The sequence below is a fragment of the Labrys okinawensis genome, from assembly GCF_002982075.1.
Lineage (GTDB): Bacteria > Pseudomonadota > Alphaproteobacteria > Rhizobiales > Labraceae > Labrys > Labrys okinawensis_A.
Map to the genome: position 1 here is coordinate 30736 of NZ_PUEJ01000017.1, position 13896 is coordinate 44631.

Here is a 13896-nt window from a genome sequence, read left to right on the forward strand (position 1 = left end):
GTTCCTTCTCCGGTTCTGGTTCATTTGCTTTTGTTTCAGTAGCGGCCCACCAGCAGGCCGCCATCGACCACCAGCGTCTGGCCCGTGAGGTAGCGAGCGCTGGAAGAGGCGAGGAAAACGATCACGTCGGCGATCTCTTCGGGCTCGCCGATACGGCCCATGGGAATGAAGGCGCCAGCTGCCTCGGCCCCTTCCGGTCCGAGCGAATGTTCCTTGGAGAGGAGCTGGGCGGTGCGGATATAGCCCGGGGCCACTCCATTGACCCGGACACCGTCGCGGGCAACCTCGACGGCGAGGCCCCGCACCAGGCCGACGACACCGGCCTTGGCCGATGAATAATGCACATGCTCGTCCCAGCCATAGGCGACGCCCATGATCGAGGACAGCGCGACCACGGCGCCGGATTTGCGGGCGCGCATGCCGGGCAGGGCAGCCCGCGCCACGCGGAAGATGCCCTTGAGGTCGATATCGAAGGTGAGGTCCCACTTGTCGTCGTCTAGACTGGCGAGGGGAACACGATGAGCGATGCCGGCATTGGCGACGACGACGTCGATGCCGCCATGGCGGGCCTCGATATCGGCGACGAGAGCATCGGCGTCGCTGGTGGAGCGAACGTCGAGCGCCATGAACTCGGCCGAGCCGCCTTCCGCCTTGATCTCCTCGACGACGGCCTTGCCTTCCGCCTCCAGGATGTCGGTAACCACGACATGGTCGCCAAGGGCGGCGAAGGCCTTCGCGCTGGCGCGGCCGATGCCGATGCCGCTGCCGGTGATCAGGACGATGCGTGCCTTCGTCATGGTGCTGTCTTCTCCCTGTGCGCGTTCACAACATCACGTCGCCGGAATTGGGCCCGAGCGTCTGGCCGACGAAGAGGCTGGCGGCCGGGGAAGCGAGGAAGGCGACGGTCGCCGCCACTTCTTCCGGCTCGCCGAAGCGGCCGAGCGGCAGTTCCCTGGCCTTGCGGTCCTTCCAGCCATCCGAGAGAGCCTTCACCAGCGGCGTGTTGATCGGTCCCGGCGCGACGGCGTTGACCCTAACGCCGCGGCTCGACACCTCGCGGGCAAGCGATTTGGTCATGCCGATCACCGCGGCCTTGGCTCCGGAGTAATGGGCGAGTTCGATCCCGCCGATCTGGCCGAGCTGGGATGCGACATTGATGATGATGCCTGATCCCGCTTCCAGCATCGCCGGCAACACGGCCCGTATCATCAGGTAGGTGCCGCGCACATGCACGGCGAACATGCGATCGAAATCGCCGGGTTCGAGATGTTCGAACAGGCATTGATGGACATGGCCGGCATTGTTGACGAGTAGGTCCACCGGGCCGAGATGCGTTCTGGCCGCGGCGGCGATGGCTGCGACATCTGCTTCGCGGGAGACATCGCCGGCTGCTGCGACCGCCTTGCCGCCTCCCGCCTGGATGGCGTCCGCGAGGGCTTGCGCCCGCTCCAGTGCCAGATCATTGACGAGCACGCCATAGCCGTCCGCCGCAAGCCGTTCGGCGATGGCCTTGCCGATACCCGAGCCGGCTCCGGTGACGATGGCTGTTTTCGGGCCGGGCATCATGCCTCCTCCTGGATGGCGACGCGCCTGCCGCGACGGACCGACAGGCCCATCAGGATTGCGTAGACCGCGAGCAGGGCGAACGAGAACAGGGTGGTCAGAACGCCGAACGCGAAGACATTCGGATGGATCTCGACAGAGAACGTGCCGTAGATCGCCAGCGGCAGAGTGAGGTCGCGCCCCGAGGCGAAGAGCGTGCGTGAGAACTCGTCATAGGAAAGGGTGAAGGCGAACAGCATCGCCGACAGGACGCCCGGAAAGATCAGCGGGAATGTCACTTTCCGGAATGTGCGGATCGGCGAGACGCCCAGGGACCAGGAGGCCTCCTCGACGCTTTGGTCGAAGCGGTTGAAGATCGCCAGCATGACGAGGAAGGCGAAGGGATAGGTATAGACGACGTGGAGAACGAAGGCCGTGCTCCACCAGTGCCGGTCGATGCCGAGGACATTGGCCGCCAGTGCCATGCCGAGGCCCACCAAGACGCCCGGCACCATCATGCCGAGGACGATCAGATAGAAAGCGATGCCCGAGCCCCGGAATTTCTTGCGGAAGGCCTGCGCGGACGTCACGCCCAGGACGGTCGAGACCACCATCGTCATGATAGCGAGGATGATCGAGCGCCCCAGGCTCTCTTCGATCGGCAGCGGGGCGATGCGCGAGGGAGGCGTCAGGCCGAAGAGATGCTGGTACCAGTAGGTCGACCATTCGATGATCGGGAATTGCGGCCCGCCCTCCGGCCCGGTCTGGAAGGACAGGATCGCCAGCACGACGAAGGGGCCGTAGAGAAACAGGAGGAACAGGGCCGTGTAGACGGCCAGGACCGGTTTGACGCCGCGTGCCTGCATGGCTCAGAGCTCCTTCCTGAGATCGACGACGCGCAGCAGGGCGGCGACCACCGCCCCCATGACGATCGTCAGGACGACGCCGACCACCGCGGCGAAGGCCCATTTGAGCGAGCCGACCTGGGTGACGATGATGTTGCCGAGCAGGTTGACCTTGCGTCCGGACAAGGCGGCGGAGGTGGCGAATTCGCCCAGCACCATCACCGAAACGAAGATCGAGCCGACGACCACGCCGGGCATCGACAGGGGCAGGATGATGGTGCGGAAGATACGCCAGAAGCCGGCGCCGAGATCCCGCGCCGCCTCGATGACGTTCGGGTCGATCCGGCCGAGCATGAAGGCGATCGGGCCGACCATGAAGACGCAGTAGATCTGCGTCATGCCGATCACAACCGAGAGGTCGGAGAAGAGCAGGGCCTCGATCGGCTGGGTGATGATGCCGGCCTTGAGCAGGATCAGGTTGATGGCGCCTTCCTTGCCCAGCATCGGGCGCCAGGCAAGGACGCGGATCAGGAACGAGGTCCAGAACGGGATGACGCACAGCACCAGGAGCGTGGTCTGCAGCGCCTTGTTGCGCACGAAGAGGCCCACGAAAAGGGCCGTGGGATAGCCGACCACGAGGGTCGCGGCCAGCACCGTCAGCCAGATGCGGATCGTGGTCCAGAGGGCCTGGAGATAGGTATCGCTCGTGAAGAAGCTGACCCAGCTCCTAGTGGTGAGGATGGGCTCGATCTTGAACGTGGTCTGCGTCCAGAACGAGACATAGACCATCATCAGGATGGGGACGAGCAGGAAGAGCACCATCCATGCCACGCCCGGGGCCAGCAGCCATAGTATCTTGTTGCGGGACCTGGGCGGCGATGCAGCCTGCGGCGCCGCCGCTTCGCTGCCGGGAGGCGTCGTCATCCAGTCGGTCTCCGTTCCGGGGCGGGGGTCAGCAAGAGACATGGCCGGTGCTCACGCAAAGAGGAGCGCAAGGTCGCGCTTCCAGACGAGGCCGTAGCGTTCCTGCGGCGCGTACGCGGCGGGAGGGCGATGGCTGAGATGTGTCTCCACCTCCACCACCTGGCCGCTATCGAGTGCGAAGAAGGAATTCACCGCCGCGCCGCTATATTCGCTGGCGATGAAGGCGCCTTCGACGCCCACTTCGTCCGTCGCCAGGGCCGAAGAGATCGGGCGCACCTGAATGCGGTCATAGCGGACGGCGTAGGCGGTTTTCCCGCCGGTGAGGCGTGGGCTTCCGGCAGTCGGGAACCTGCCCGCCGGCCCGACAAAGTCCGCGCCCGAGAGCGTTCCCTCGAACAGATTGTAGCAGTTGAGGAAGCGCGCGACGGAAGGCGCGGCAGGGCGGTTATAGATGGTGTCGGCATCCGCCGACTGGGCGATGCGGCCCCGGTCGAGCACCAGCACGATATCGCCCATGGCCAGTGCTTCGGATTCACTGCCGGTGACATGAAGGAAGGTGACGCCGAGGCGTTCGCGAATGCTCCTGAGCTCCGCCCGCATCCGGGCCCGCAGATTGGCATCGAGCGCTCCGAGCGGTTCGTCGAGCAGCACGAGGCGCGGTTCGGTTACGAGTGTGCGAGCCAGCGCTACGCGTTGACGCTGGCCACCCGAGATCTGGGCGACGCCGCGGTCCTCCAGGCCGGCCAGACCGACCAGCTCGATCATTTCGCCGACCCTCCGGCGAATGGCGGCGCGATCCGTCAGCGCGCCGACTTCACGGTTTTCAAGGCCATAGGCGATGTTCCTGGCAACGGAGAGATGGGGGAACAGGGCAAAGTTCTGGAAGACGAAGCCGATGCCGCGCCGATGCGCCTGGACATTGTCGATGGGACGGCCGCCGAGCGCGACGCTACCTTGGTCGGGATCTTCAAATCCCGCGATCACGCGCAGAAGCGTGGTCTTGCCCGAACCGCTGGGCCCGAGAAGCGAGACATAGGCATTGTCGGGGATCGTGAGATCGATAACGTCCAGGGCATGCAGGTCGCCATAGGACTTCCTGATGCCGGATAAACGAAGCACATCTGCCAAACGAGCCTCCCGGGTCGTATTAGGCCACGCAGGTGCCGAGCTATTCCTAGGAATAGCGTGATTCACCAGTGACTTAATTTGATGTGATAAATATCGAGCGGCCGCAATACGGTCGCGTCCGATCAAATATCGATCAACTTGCTTGATTCAGTTCGCCTCTGCATTGCTTCTGCGGCAATGAGTGCTTGGATCTTAGTTCAATCGATTTTTGTATGCAACAATCTTTTTTGTGCATCGCCCGCCCAAAATCTGAGCGGTCGCGCATTTTGGGTCCCCGACGGGGAGGTGGCGAGGTCTGCGCCAATTTTGTTGGAAACTGGCCATATTCAACGAGGTTTCTTACGCTTTTCGATGATGCGTGATCGTTCGGCGGGAGTGGCGGAGGCTAAGGGCAGGACCGGGAGGCGGAAGAAATTGCGGCTTGGTGGTGTAGATTTGGCGGGAAATTTCGCTGGAAATGAATTCTCCGCAGCAAAAATTGAATTATGGTATGCAGAAATCATTTATCCGAGTGCGAGGACACACGGTGCCAAACGCGATAGACACGCAGTTCAGGCGGCGGTCAGCGATGACGCCCGCAAGGAGGTCCGTTTACGGCATGCCATTGTCCAAGCCTCGCCAGACCGCCCAGCGGCGCTACGAAATTGTCGAAGACGTCTTGCGTGCCAATATCGCTGACGGGCTGCTGCCGCGGGGGCTGGTCTTGCTCGAGGGGCCTATCGCCGAGATCTTTCAGACATCGCGTGCCCCGGTGCAAAAGGCCCTGCTCCGCCTAGAGGCCGAACAACTCATCCACCGTTTCGATGGGCGCGGTTATCTCGTCGGGGCACCGGGACGGCGCGTCGCGCCCTTGCGCACCGATATCAAGACACTGGGTCTGATGGTGCCCGAGGCAATCGACGAAGCGCTGCAGAGCAGGTCGACCTGGGAACGCATTTACGATTCCATCGAGGCCGATGTCGCTGCCTGCGTCGTATTCGGACAATACCGCATCATCGAGACCGAGCTGGCGGATCACTTCCATGTCAGCCGCACCGTGGTGCGGGACGTGCTCGGACGCCTGCAGGAAAGGGGACTGGTGCATAAGAACCAGAGTTCCCACTGGATCGCCGGACCACTCACCGCAAAATCTATCAAGGATCGCTTTGCCCTGCGGCGCATCCTCGAACCTCCTGCCTTGGTGTCGGCCGCTCCTCGCATCGATCGGGCACGATTGACGGCCCTGCTTGAGAGCCTGTCCGAGGCCGAAAGAACCGTATCGGATGCCGATCTGGTCGAGGGGGAGGGGCTGGAGACAAAACTCGTCGAAACCTGCGTGATGGCCACCCCGAACGAAAGGCTGCGCGACCTGATACGGGACAATCTGCTGCCGGTCGTGGCTTCGGAGCGGCTGCTGCGCCAATTCGGCCTGCCGCGCGACCGTATCGCCATTTCCGAATATCGCCTGATCGTCGAATTGCTGATGCGCGGGGCGATCGATGCCGCGGCTGCGATGTTCGACGCTCATCTGGAAGAAGCGAAAAACCGGAACATCGCGCAGATGAAGATCGTGGCGGTGATCCCGGCACCGCAGTCGATCGCGTCGTATTTGACCAGGATCGCAGAGTGAGTGTCTCCTCGGCTGCCCGCCGACTTCTCCAAACGCGCAGAAATCGGGGCTAAGCAACCAAGCTTTATCGGCGAGGGGGGAGCGGTGCCCTCCGGGAAAGGACGGTCCTTGCCCGTTGGCTCATCATAGCGATGCCGCCGGTTGGGGCGATAACGGATTTAGGCGATTAATTCGCCATTTGCGGATCATTGCGACCATATTCCAACTGAAGCGCGACAAGATCTGCCGTGGCATTGCCATAGCGGCTCGCGATTGCGGTCAAAGCCTCATCGAGAGCTTGCGTCGGCCTTGTGCGAGGAAGAGACAATTGGGGATGCTTGTTCGCGGGAGCCGCGTCTGGCAACAAGATGAGGCCATGACGTGATCGGATGAGGCCCTTGGATGGACCGATTATCGCCTGAGAGCGATAAGTCCTCGACCAGGCATCTGCGGTGAGAGCCAGCGCAATTTCATCAAAGCCGTTCGTTGCCGGAATGGACAGCATTTCATGCCGCCAGGGCGAAAGTGCGTTTTTGGTGACCGTCCACACGTGTCCTGCCGTGAGGCGGAATCGGCTTGTGTCGTGTGTTGGTTTCCAGGCGTGGCCTCCGATCGTGGCCGCTGCACTTTCGGCCCTGGCACGTCCGGCCAGCGCCTCGATCAGTGCAAGGCTTGCCGGAATGGAGGCGCTCACACCAGTGGTGGTCATGACATTGCGGTCGACGACATAGCGCCTGTCTCGAACCCATACTATCCGGGGAAATGTCCGCGCGATCTTGGCCAATGCGTACCAGTGGGTCGTTGCAGCCCGGCCGTCGAGAACGCCGGCCCGAGCGGCAACCCATGCGCCTTCGCAGATGGAGGCGATGAAGGCGTGCCTGTGTGCTTGCTCGCGCACCCAGTTGATGACGCTTTCGTTCTTGTCGTCATGCAGCGCCGGCACGATCACAATATCCGCGCCGTCGGGGTGAAGCGCATCGAATGCACGCATGGTCATGTCCGGTTGGATTGTGAGTGCGGGCATCAGGGTGACTGGACCGGGATGCGTCGAAACGATGACGACATCAGCGACATCGGCTTCCTTCAGCACGCCATAGGGAACCATGAGATCGGTCGTTTCGGTGCCGGCATTGTCGGCCACGATCGCGATGAGCGGGCGAGGGCGCCCGGGCTTGGCAGGCGGCAATCGAAAAGCGCCCATTTCGGCAGCCGGTGTTTTGTCGGCATGAAATGAGATCGGCACAACCATGAAGAGGAAGAAAAGGGCTTTAAGAAGAAGGCGGTGCATCAGGCTATCTCGGGTTGAAGCAGGCACCGCCAAAGTAGGTGCTGAAACACCCTGGCGAAAACGTCAAAAATATCGCATTTTACGCCAATGCAGGATCGATCTCGAAAACCAAGGCTCATCGCCGTGATTGGCTATGACGGTGTACAGGCCCTGGATGTGGTCGGGCCGATGGAGGTTTTCGCGATGGCGAACCTCTATAAGGCCGGGCATGTGGCGCCTTACGAACTCGTTCTCTCGTCGCCGGCAGGCGGATCGATGACTTGCAGTTCGGCCGGAGGGATTTGCCTCGGCAATGCCGTCGCACTCGACGATCTGCCGGATGACATCGATACGATCATCGTTGCCGGAGGCAGCGAAGACGGATTGCGAAAAGTCATCTTCCAGACCGGGCTGATCGAGTGGTTGAGGGCGCGCGCCGGCCGAACCCGCAGGCTTGCCAGCGTGTGCACGGGCGCTTTCGTTCTCGCTGCAGGGGGCTTCCTCGATGGCAGGCGCGCGACGACGCACTGGAACTCGGTGGCTCTCCTCAAGCAATTACGCCCGCAGGTCGATGTCGAGTCAGACGCGATCTTTGTGGCCGAACCGCCTATATATACCTCGGCCGGCATCACGGCCGGAATCGACTTGTGCCTCGCATTGGTGGAGGCCGATTGCGGTGCGCAGACGGCCCTGTCCGTATCCCGGCAAATGGTACTTTTCATGCGCAGGCCGGGAGGCCAGTCCCAGTTCAGCTCGGGGTTGGCAACCCAGGCCATGGCAACGCCGCGCCTGCGCAACCTGGTCAACGAAATCATAGAAGACCCCATCGGCGATCTGTCGGGACCTGCTCTTGCGATACGTGCGGGTATGAGTGAGCGAACCTTTTCGCGATCGTTCCATAAGGAGACAGGCACGACACCTGCGCAATTTGTCGAGGTTGCCCGGATCGAACGCGCAAAGACGCTGCTGGAGACGTCGGACTGGCCCTTGGCTCGTGTTGCCGAACGCGCGGGTTTTGGAAGCCTCCACGCGTTGCATAGGGCATTCCAGAAGCGGCTCGGCATTACGCCGGGTTTCTATCGTGATCGCTTCAGAACGGGGTAAGGCAGTATTATTCGGACCTCGGTGTTCCTCCATCGCCGTGGAAGTTCGCTCGCAGGCTCGCCGATGTGCGCTCGCCTGAAAATTTGCAGCGCGATCTTATTTCGGGAATTGCCAGCGCTGACCGGTCGCCGGATCGAACAGGCCGATCCCCGCGAGATCGACGGAGAGCGAAATCTGTTCGCCGAGGGTTGGGCTTTCCCGCGCTCCGAGCCGGGCTGTCAGCTTCTTGCCTCCGACGTCCACGATCACCATCGTGTCCGGTCCGGTCGGTTCGACGACGTCGACCCTGCCCTTCAGTGTGGCGCCGGGGACGGAACCCGATGTCAGCGCCTCCGGCCGGATGCCGACAATGACCGATTGGCCGTCGAAACCGGTCTTCTCGGCATCTGCGACGAGGATATCCAGAACCTGGCCGTCGCACAGCCTGATCGTGGCCCTGCCGTTCTCGAGTGCGATCGTGGCCTCGATGAAGTTCATCGAGGGCGAACCGATGAAACCAGCGACGAACATGTTCGCGGGCCGGTCATAGATCGTCCGCGGATCGGCGAGCTGCTGGATGACGCCGTCCTTCATGACTGCGACCAGCGTGCCCAGAGTCATCGCCTCGACCTGGTCGTGCGTAACATAGACGATTGTGGTGCCGAGCGTATTGTGGAGCCGCTTGATCTCGGTGCGCATCTCGACCCGCAATTGAGCGTCCAGGTTGGACAGCGGCTCGTCGAACAGGAATAATTCCGGGTTTCGCACGATGGCGCGCCCCATTGCCACCCGCTGGCGCTGGCCGCCGGAAAGCTGGCCGGGCTTGCGGTCGAGCAGGTGCTTGACCTGCAGCAGGCTGGCCGCCTTGTCGATCGCCGCATTCCGCTCGGCTTGGCCGACGCCGCGCATTTCCAGGCCGAAGCCGATGTTGCGGCCGACCGACATGGTCGGGTAGAGCGCATAGGACTGGAACACCATGGCGATGTTACGGTCCTTGGGGTAGACGTCGTTCATCCGTCTGCCGCCGATGACGATATCGCCGCCGGAGGCCGGCTCCAGCCCGGCGATGATCGAAAGCAGCGTGGACTTGCCGCAGCCGGAAGGCCCGAGCAACACCAGAAAGCCGCCATCGTCCAGCTCGATGTCGATGTTGTGCAGGACATCGACGCTGCCGAAACTCTTGCGGATGCCTTGAAGCGACAGGTTTGCCATTGATCAGCCTTTCACCGCGCCGGCGGTAATGCCTGCCACCATCGCGCGTTGGACGATCGCGAACATGACGACGACCGGCACGATCGAGATCATGCCGCCGGCGGCGAGCATGCCCCAGGGAAGCTGGAACTCGCCGACCATGAGTTGCAGGCCGACCGGCCATGTACGGGCGCCCTGGCTCGTGGTCAGCATCAGCGCAAACAGGAATTCGTTCCATGCTGCGATGGCGACGAAGACGCTGGTCGCCACCAGGCCGTTACGGGTGATCGGCACAACGATCTGCCACATGGCGCTGAAGCGGGTGCCCCCGTCGATGCGCGCCGCGCTTTCCAGCTCCTTCGGGGCGGCATCGAAGAAGCCCTTCATCATCCACACGAAAAGCGGCAGCAGGAAGCTTGTATAGGCAATGGCCAGGCCGAACTTGGAATCGAGCAGACCGACCGAACGCATGACGACGAACAGCGGAATAATCATCAGGACCGCTGGAAACATGCGCACGACCAGGTAGCCCAGCATCAAGGATCCGCGTCCGGGAAAGTTGAAGCGCGCGAATGCATAGCTGGCGAGGGTGCCGGTCAGCAGGCAGATGACCACCGTGATGGACGTAACCACCAGGCTGTTGAAGACGAGCACGGGATAGTCCGATTGGGTCCAGATCTTCACATAGTGATCGAAGGTGAAACGCGTCGGCAGGTAGACCATGGTCTGGGTGACGATGTCGGCGTCGACCTTGATCGAAGTCAGGAATGTCCAGACGATCGGGAACAGGCAGAAGATCGCCAGCAGGACGAGAACCGCGTAGGTCGCGATGTCCCAGTTGCGCGAGGATTTCGAGATCGTCGCCATCGGATCAATCCTTGTTGACTTTGGAGACGCGGATATAGGCCCAGGCAAACAGCATCAGCAGAACGAACATCACCACTGAAAGCGCGGCCGCATAGCCGAAGTTGAAGTCCTTGTAGGCAGCCTGGAAGGCGTAGAGCGACAGCACCTGGGTGGCGCGCCCAGGACCGCCGCCGGTGAGGATCAGCAGCAGGTCCGGCGAGTTGACGAGGCCGATGACGCGCAGGATGACAGCCGCCGCGATCACCGTGCGCAGCATGGGCAGGGTGATGAGCCTGAGTTGCGCCAGCGGCCCCGCGCCGTCGATGTTGGCTGCTTTGTAGAGATCCGCCGGAATGCCCTTGAGGCCGGCCAGAAGCAGCAATGCAAAAAACGGGAAGCCATGCCAGGCCTCGACCAGGATCGCCGCCGCCATTGCCGTCGAAGGATCGGCGAACCATGCCTTGTAGCTGCCGAGAATGCCGGCCTTGACCAATAGGTCGTTGATGACGCCGAGGCGCGGGTCGAGCAGCAGCGACCACATGTGACCGGCCACGACATTGGGCAGAAAGTAGGGCAGCAGGATTAGCACGCCCAGCAGCTTTGTGCCGGGCAGGTTGCGGTTGAGCGCCAGTGCCGCCACCAGGCCGAGCAGGAATTCGAGAGCGACCGAGGCCGTGGTCCACACCACCGTGTTCCACAGGGCGGTCCAGAAGACCGGGTCCGAATAGAGCCTGATATAGTGCTTGAATCCGATCAGGCCGGTTCCCAGCGCCGGCCGGTTCATCCGCATCTCGCGGAAGGAGAGCTGCGCGCCATAGAGCGTCGGGTAGAGCACCACCGCCAGGATAAGGACGAAGCTCGGGATCAGCAGGATATACATCCAATAGCGGGTCTCGGAGAGCTCTCCGACCCACGCCATCGGACCTCTCGCCGGCCGGGCCGGCGTTGCGATTGCATTCGTCATTTGAAATCCCGACTGTTGCATCGGAGACAGGAGCGCTACCTGCCGGCCCCGGGGAACGGGGAAGACCGCTCCAAAAAACGGAGGGCGGCCCGGAAGGTTACTTGGCCTCTTCGAGACCGGCGATCATCTCGTCGACCGCTTCCTCTGCCGTCGCCTGGCCGATCAGCACGCGCTGGAAGGCCGGCAGAGCCACGCCTTCGGACCAGCCGGCAAGGCCGGGGAAGCTGGGCGGCAGCTGGCCGTAGCCGAGCACCTCGGCCGCGGGCGCATAGATCGGATTGCCAGTGATCGCGGCGTGCTGGGCCAGCTTGGCGGATGCGGGGAAATAGCCGGTGGCCTGGAGAAACGCCAATGCCGCATCGGCCTCCGCCCAGAACGACACCCAGCTCCACGCGGCGTCGGCATTGGTTTCCTTCATCAGGCCATTATAGGCGTAGGCAAGCCGCGCGATCCGGGCCGAAGGGCCGGCCGGCATCGTCGCGGTTGCGAACTGCTCGCCCGGCTTGAGAGCCTTCTCGATGTCCTTGATCGAACCGGTATGATGCCACAACATCGCCGTCTGACCGGTGCTGAAGGCTTCGACAATTTGACGGTAGCCGTCGTTCGGCGCGCTCGGTGGCGCGACCTTATGTTCGGTGAACAGGCCGGCATAGAACTTGATCGCCTCCACCGCCGGCGCCTTGTCCAGGCCGATATGGCCGTCCTTGACCAGAGGCGCGCCAAACGCTTCCATGACGTCGATGATATATTTCTGGCCTCCGGCTCCGCCGCGCAGGCCGAAACCGTAGCGGTTCTTCGAAGCGTCGGTGAGCTTCTTGGCGGCTTCCAGGAATTCGGCGAAGGTCTTCGGGGCCGAGATGCCGGCTTCTTCAAACCAATCCCTACGGTAATACATCCAGTCGACGAAGGCGAAAGAGGGAATACCGTAGATCTTGCCGTCCCTGGTTACGCCTTTCCAGCGGTCGTCAGGATAGTCGGTCTTGCCGCTCCAGCCATTGACGCGATCCGTAAGGTCGACCAGCGCGCCCATCGCCGTCAGGTCGGCGACGCGCTCGGCCGTAACCTGCGACGTGTCCGGCTTGCTGTCGGCCGCAACGGCTGCCGTAACCTTTGCCATGAATTCAGGATTCGGGATGTTTTCCTGCGTGACCTTGACGGCAGGGTGTTTGGCCGCGAACGCCTTCATGACCGCATCGAGGCCGGCGAACTCGACCTGGCTGGAGAAGTGATGCCAGTAGTTGATGTTGGCGGTCTGCGCGAGCGCCGCGCGTGGCAAGGCGCCGGCGGCGACCAGTGCGGCGACGGACTTGAGGAACGCGCGTCTATCCGCGGCGAAGGTCATGGCTTCCTCCCTGAAGGAAAATTCTAGTTGTTGTGGCGCCGTGTCACTTCGACCTTGGCGCAGGCGCTGCGATCGAGGCCGGCCCAGTCATAGTTGTAGCCGACGCCCGGCTCGGAACTGACGTTGAGATACCCATCCTCGATGGCCAGGGGGCCGAGGCTGGTCAGGTTCCGGATTTGCCGCTCGTCGACGACGAGTTGCTCGTAATAGTCGTTATTCGATATCGCAGCGCAGAGTTGCGCATTCTCCAGGCTCATGCCGTGAACCTGGGCGCGCATGCCGAAGGATTCCGACATATGCGCGATCTTCATCGCACCGGTGAAGCCACCCTTGTAGAAGGCGCTGACGCGGGTCATGTCCAGCGCGCCGGCCTCGATCCAGCTCGCCATGTTCCAGTGCACGCCGTCGGAGGTCTCGGCGGCCAGCACGGGAATCGTCAGCTTCTCGCAGAGCTTGGCGTAGGAGCCGAGATGGAATTCGCGCATCGGCTCTTCGTACCAGGAGAAGCCGAGGTCCTGCAGCGCGACGCCCACCTTGAGCGCGTCGACATAGTCCCACCCGGCGGAGCCGTCGAACATGAGGTCCGCATCGGGTCCGGTCCATTTGCGCAGGGCAGCCGACAGTTCGATGTCGCGCTTCACATCGCCCCAGGCATGCAGCTTGAACGCGGTGAAGCCCACATCCATGCACAGCTTGATGTGGCGCTCGTAGTCATCGAGCGTCGGCCAGGTGACGGTGGAGGCATAGGCCGGCACTTTCGGGTCGTTGCCGCCCAGAAGCTGATAGACCGGCAGGTTTGCCGCCTTCGACTTCACGTCCCAGCACAGCACGTCGAGGATGCCGAGCGACCGCATGTGGATTTCCTCGACCCGGTCGATCTCCCAGATCAGTTTCCACAGCCGCTCGGTCATCAGCGGGTTCTCACCGATCAGCGCATGATAGCGGCGCGCAATCAGGTCAATGGCCGAGGCGCCGCGCACCAGCTCCATCGCGCCATGGATACCGGCATCGGTGTCCATGCGGATAACGGCCTTGCGCGGCCTGGTGCCGGGCGCCACGTCGCCATGCGAGCCGGCCAGGCCCCTGCGCCAGAAGAATTGTGGCCCTGGTTCGGTCTCGACGAGCCAGCAGGTGAAGCCGGTTATCTTCACGGTTCCTCCCTCAAGCCTTCTGATC

Annotated in this window: 13 protein-coding genes; 2 read left to right on the top strand and 11 right to left on the bottom strand. The window is 62.6% G+C overall.

All coding sequences use genetic code 11. The features are described from left to right. Nucleotides 1–35: 35 nt before the first annotated feature. Genes C5L14_RS29260 through C5L14_RS29280 form a run of 5 tightly spaced genes read right to left on the bottom strand, consistent with a single transcriptional unit; the run spans nucleotide 36 to nucleotide 4439 of the window. Nucleotides 36–797 carry an SDR family NAD(P)-dependent oxidoreductase gene (locus tag C5L14_RS29260; RefSeq protein ID WP_105865593.1) on the bottom strand — a complete coding sequence of 254 codons (762 nt, stop codon included), beginning with the start codon at nucleotides 795–797 and terminating at the stop codon, nucleotides 36–38. Between the two features lie 25 nt (nucleotides 798–822). Next, nucleotides 823–1563 carry an SDR family NAD(P)-dependent oxidoreductase gene (locus tag C5L14_RS29265; protein WP_105865659.1) on the bottom strand — a complete coding sequence of 247 codons (741 nt, stop codon included), beginning with the start codon at nucleotides 1561–1563 and terminating at the stop codon, nucleotides 823–825. Continuing rightward, entirely contained in the window at nucleotides 1563–2408 is an 846-nt protein-coding gene (locus C5L14_RS29270) for an ABC transporter permease (protein ID WP_105865594.1), read from the bottom strand. Before C5L14_RS29270 ends, C5L14_RS29265 begins: the two co-directional genes overlap by 1 nt. Before the next feature lie 3 nt (nucleotides 2409–2411). Next, a complete protein-coding gene (locus C5L14_RS29275; protein WP_105865595.1) occupies nucleotides 2412–3311 on the bottom strand; it encodes an ABC transporter permease in 900 nt (299 codons plus the stop codon). A 51-nt stretch (nucleotides 3312–3362) separates the two neighbouring features. Continuing rightward, on the bottom strand, nucleotides 3363–4439 hold the full coding sequence (locus C5L14_RS29280; RefSeq protein WP_105865596.1) for an ABC transporter ATP-binding protein: 1077 nt from the start codon (nucleotides 4437–4439) through the stop codon (nucleotides 3363–3365). Between the two features lie 598 nt (nucleotides 4440–5037). On the opposite strand from C5L14_RS29280, the gene C5L14_RS29285 reads away from it, so the two are divergent. After that, a complete protein-coding gene (locus tag C5L14_RS29285; protein ID WP_105865597.1) occupies nucleotides 5038–6048 on the top strand; it encodes a GntR family transcriptional regulator in 1011 nt (336 codons plus the stop codon). Nucleotides 6049–6214: 166 nt separating this feature from the next. Here C5L14_RS29285 and C5L14_RS29290 read toward each other — a convergent pair whose 3' ends face one another. Then, nucleotides 6215–7315, bottom strand: coding sequence for a DJ-1/PfpI family protein (locus C5L14_RS29290; RefSeq protein WP_105865598.1), 1101 nt, complete (start codon nucleotides 7313–7315; stop codon nucleotides 6215–6217). A gap of 123 nt (nucleotides 7316–7438) precedes the next feature. Here C5L14_RS29290 and C5L14_RS29295 point away from each other — a divergent pair, with 123 nt between their 5' ends. Beyond that, nucleotides 7439–8398 (top strand): GlxA family transcriptional regulator, encoded by a 960-nt coding sequence (locus C5L14_RS29295; protein ID WP_245443648.1) that lies wholly within the window; start codon nucleotides 7439–7441, stop codon nucleotides 8396–8398. Between the two features lie 96 nt (nucleotides 8399–8494). Here C5L14_RS29295 and C5L14_RS29300 read toward each other — a convergent pair whose 3' ends face one another. From C5L14_RS29300 to C5L14_RS29320, 5 genes are all read right to left on the bottom strand, one after another. Further along, nucleotides 8495–9589, bottom strand: a complete 1095-nt coding sequence (locus tag C5L14_RS29300) for an ABC transporter ATP-binding protein (protein WP_105865600.1) — start codon at nucleotides 9587–9589, stop codon at nucleotides 8495–8497. Nucleotides 9590–9592: 3 nt separating this feature from the next. After that, nucleotides 9593–10435, bottom strand: coding sequence for a carbohydrate ABC transporter permease (locus tag C5L14_RS29305; RefSeq protein WP_105865601.1), 843 nt, complete (start codon nucleotides 10433–10435; stop codon nucleotides 9593–9595). A 4-nt stretch (nucleotides 10436–10439) separates the two neighbouring features. Then, on the bottom strand, nucleotides 10440–11378 hold the full coding sequence (locus C5L14_RS29310; RefSeq protein ID WP_245443650.1) for a carbohydrate ABC transporter permease: 939 nt from the start codon (nucleotides 11376–11378) through the stop codon (nucleotides 10440–10442). A gap of 97 nt (nucleotides 11379–11475) precedes the next feature. After that, on the bottom strand, nucleotides 11476–12720 hold the full coding sequence (locus tag C5L14_RS29315) for an ABC transporter substrate-binding protein (protein ID WP_105865602.1): 1245 nt from the start codon (nucleotides 12718–12720) through the stop codon (nucleotides 11476–11478). A gap of 23 nt (nucleotides 12721–12743) precedes the next feature. Further along, the gene (locus C5L14_RS29320) at nucleotides 12744–13871 is read right to left on the bottom strand and encodes an enolase C-terminal domain-like protein (protein ID WP_105865603.1); all 1128 of its coding nucleotides are present in this window, start codon (nucleotides 13869–13871) and stop codon (nucleotides 12744–12746) included. Nucleotides 13872–13896: the final 25 nt, after the last annotated feature.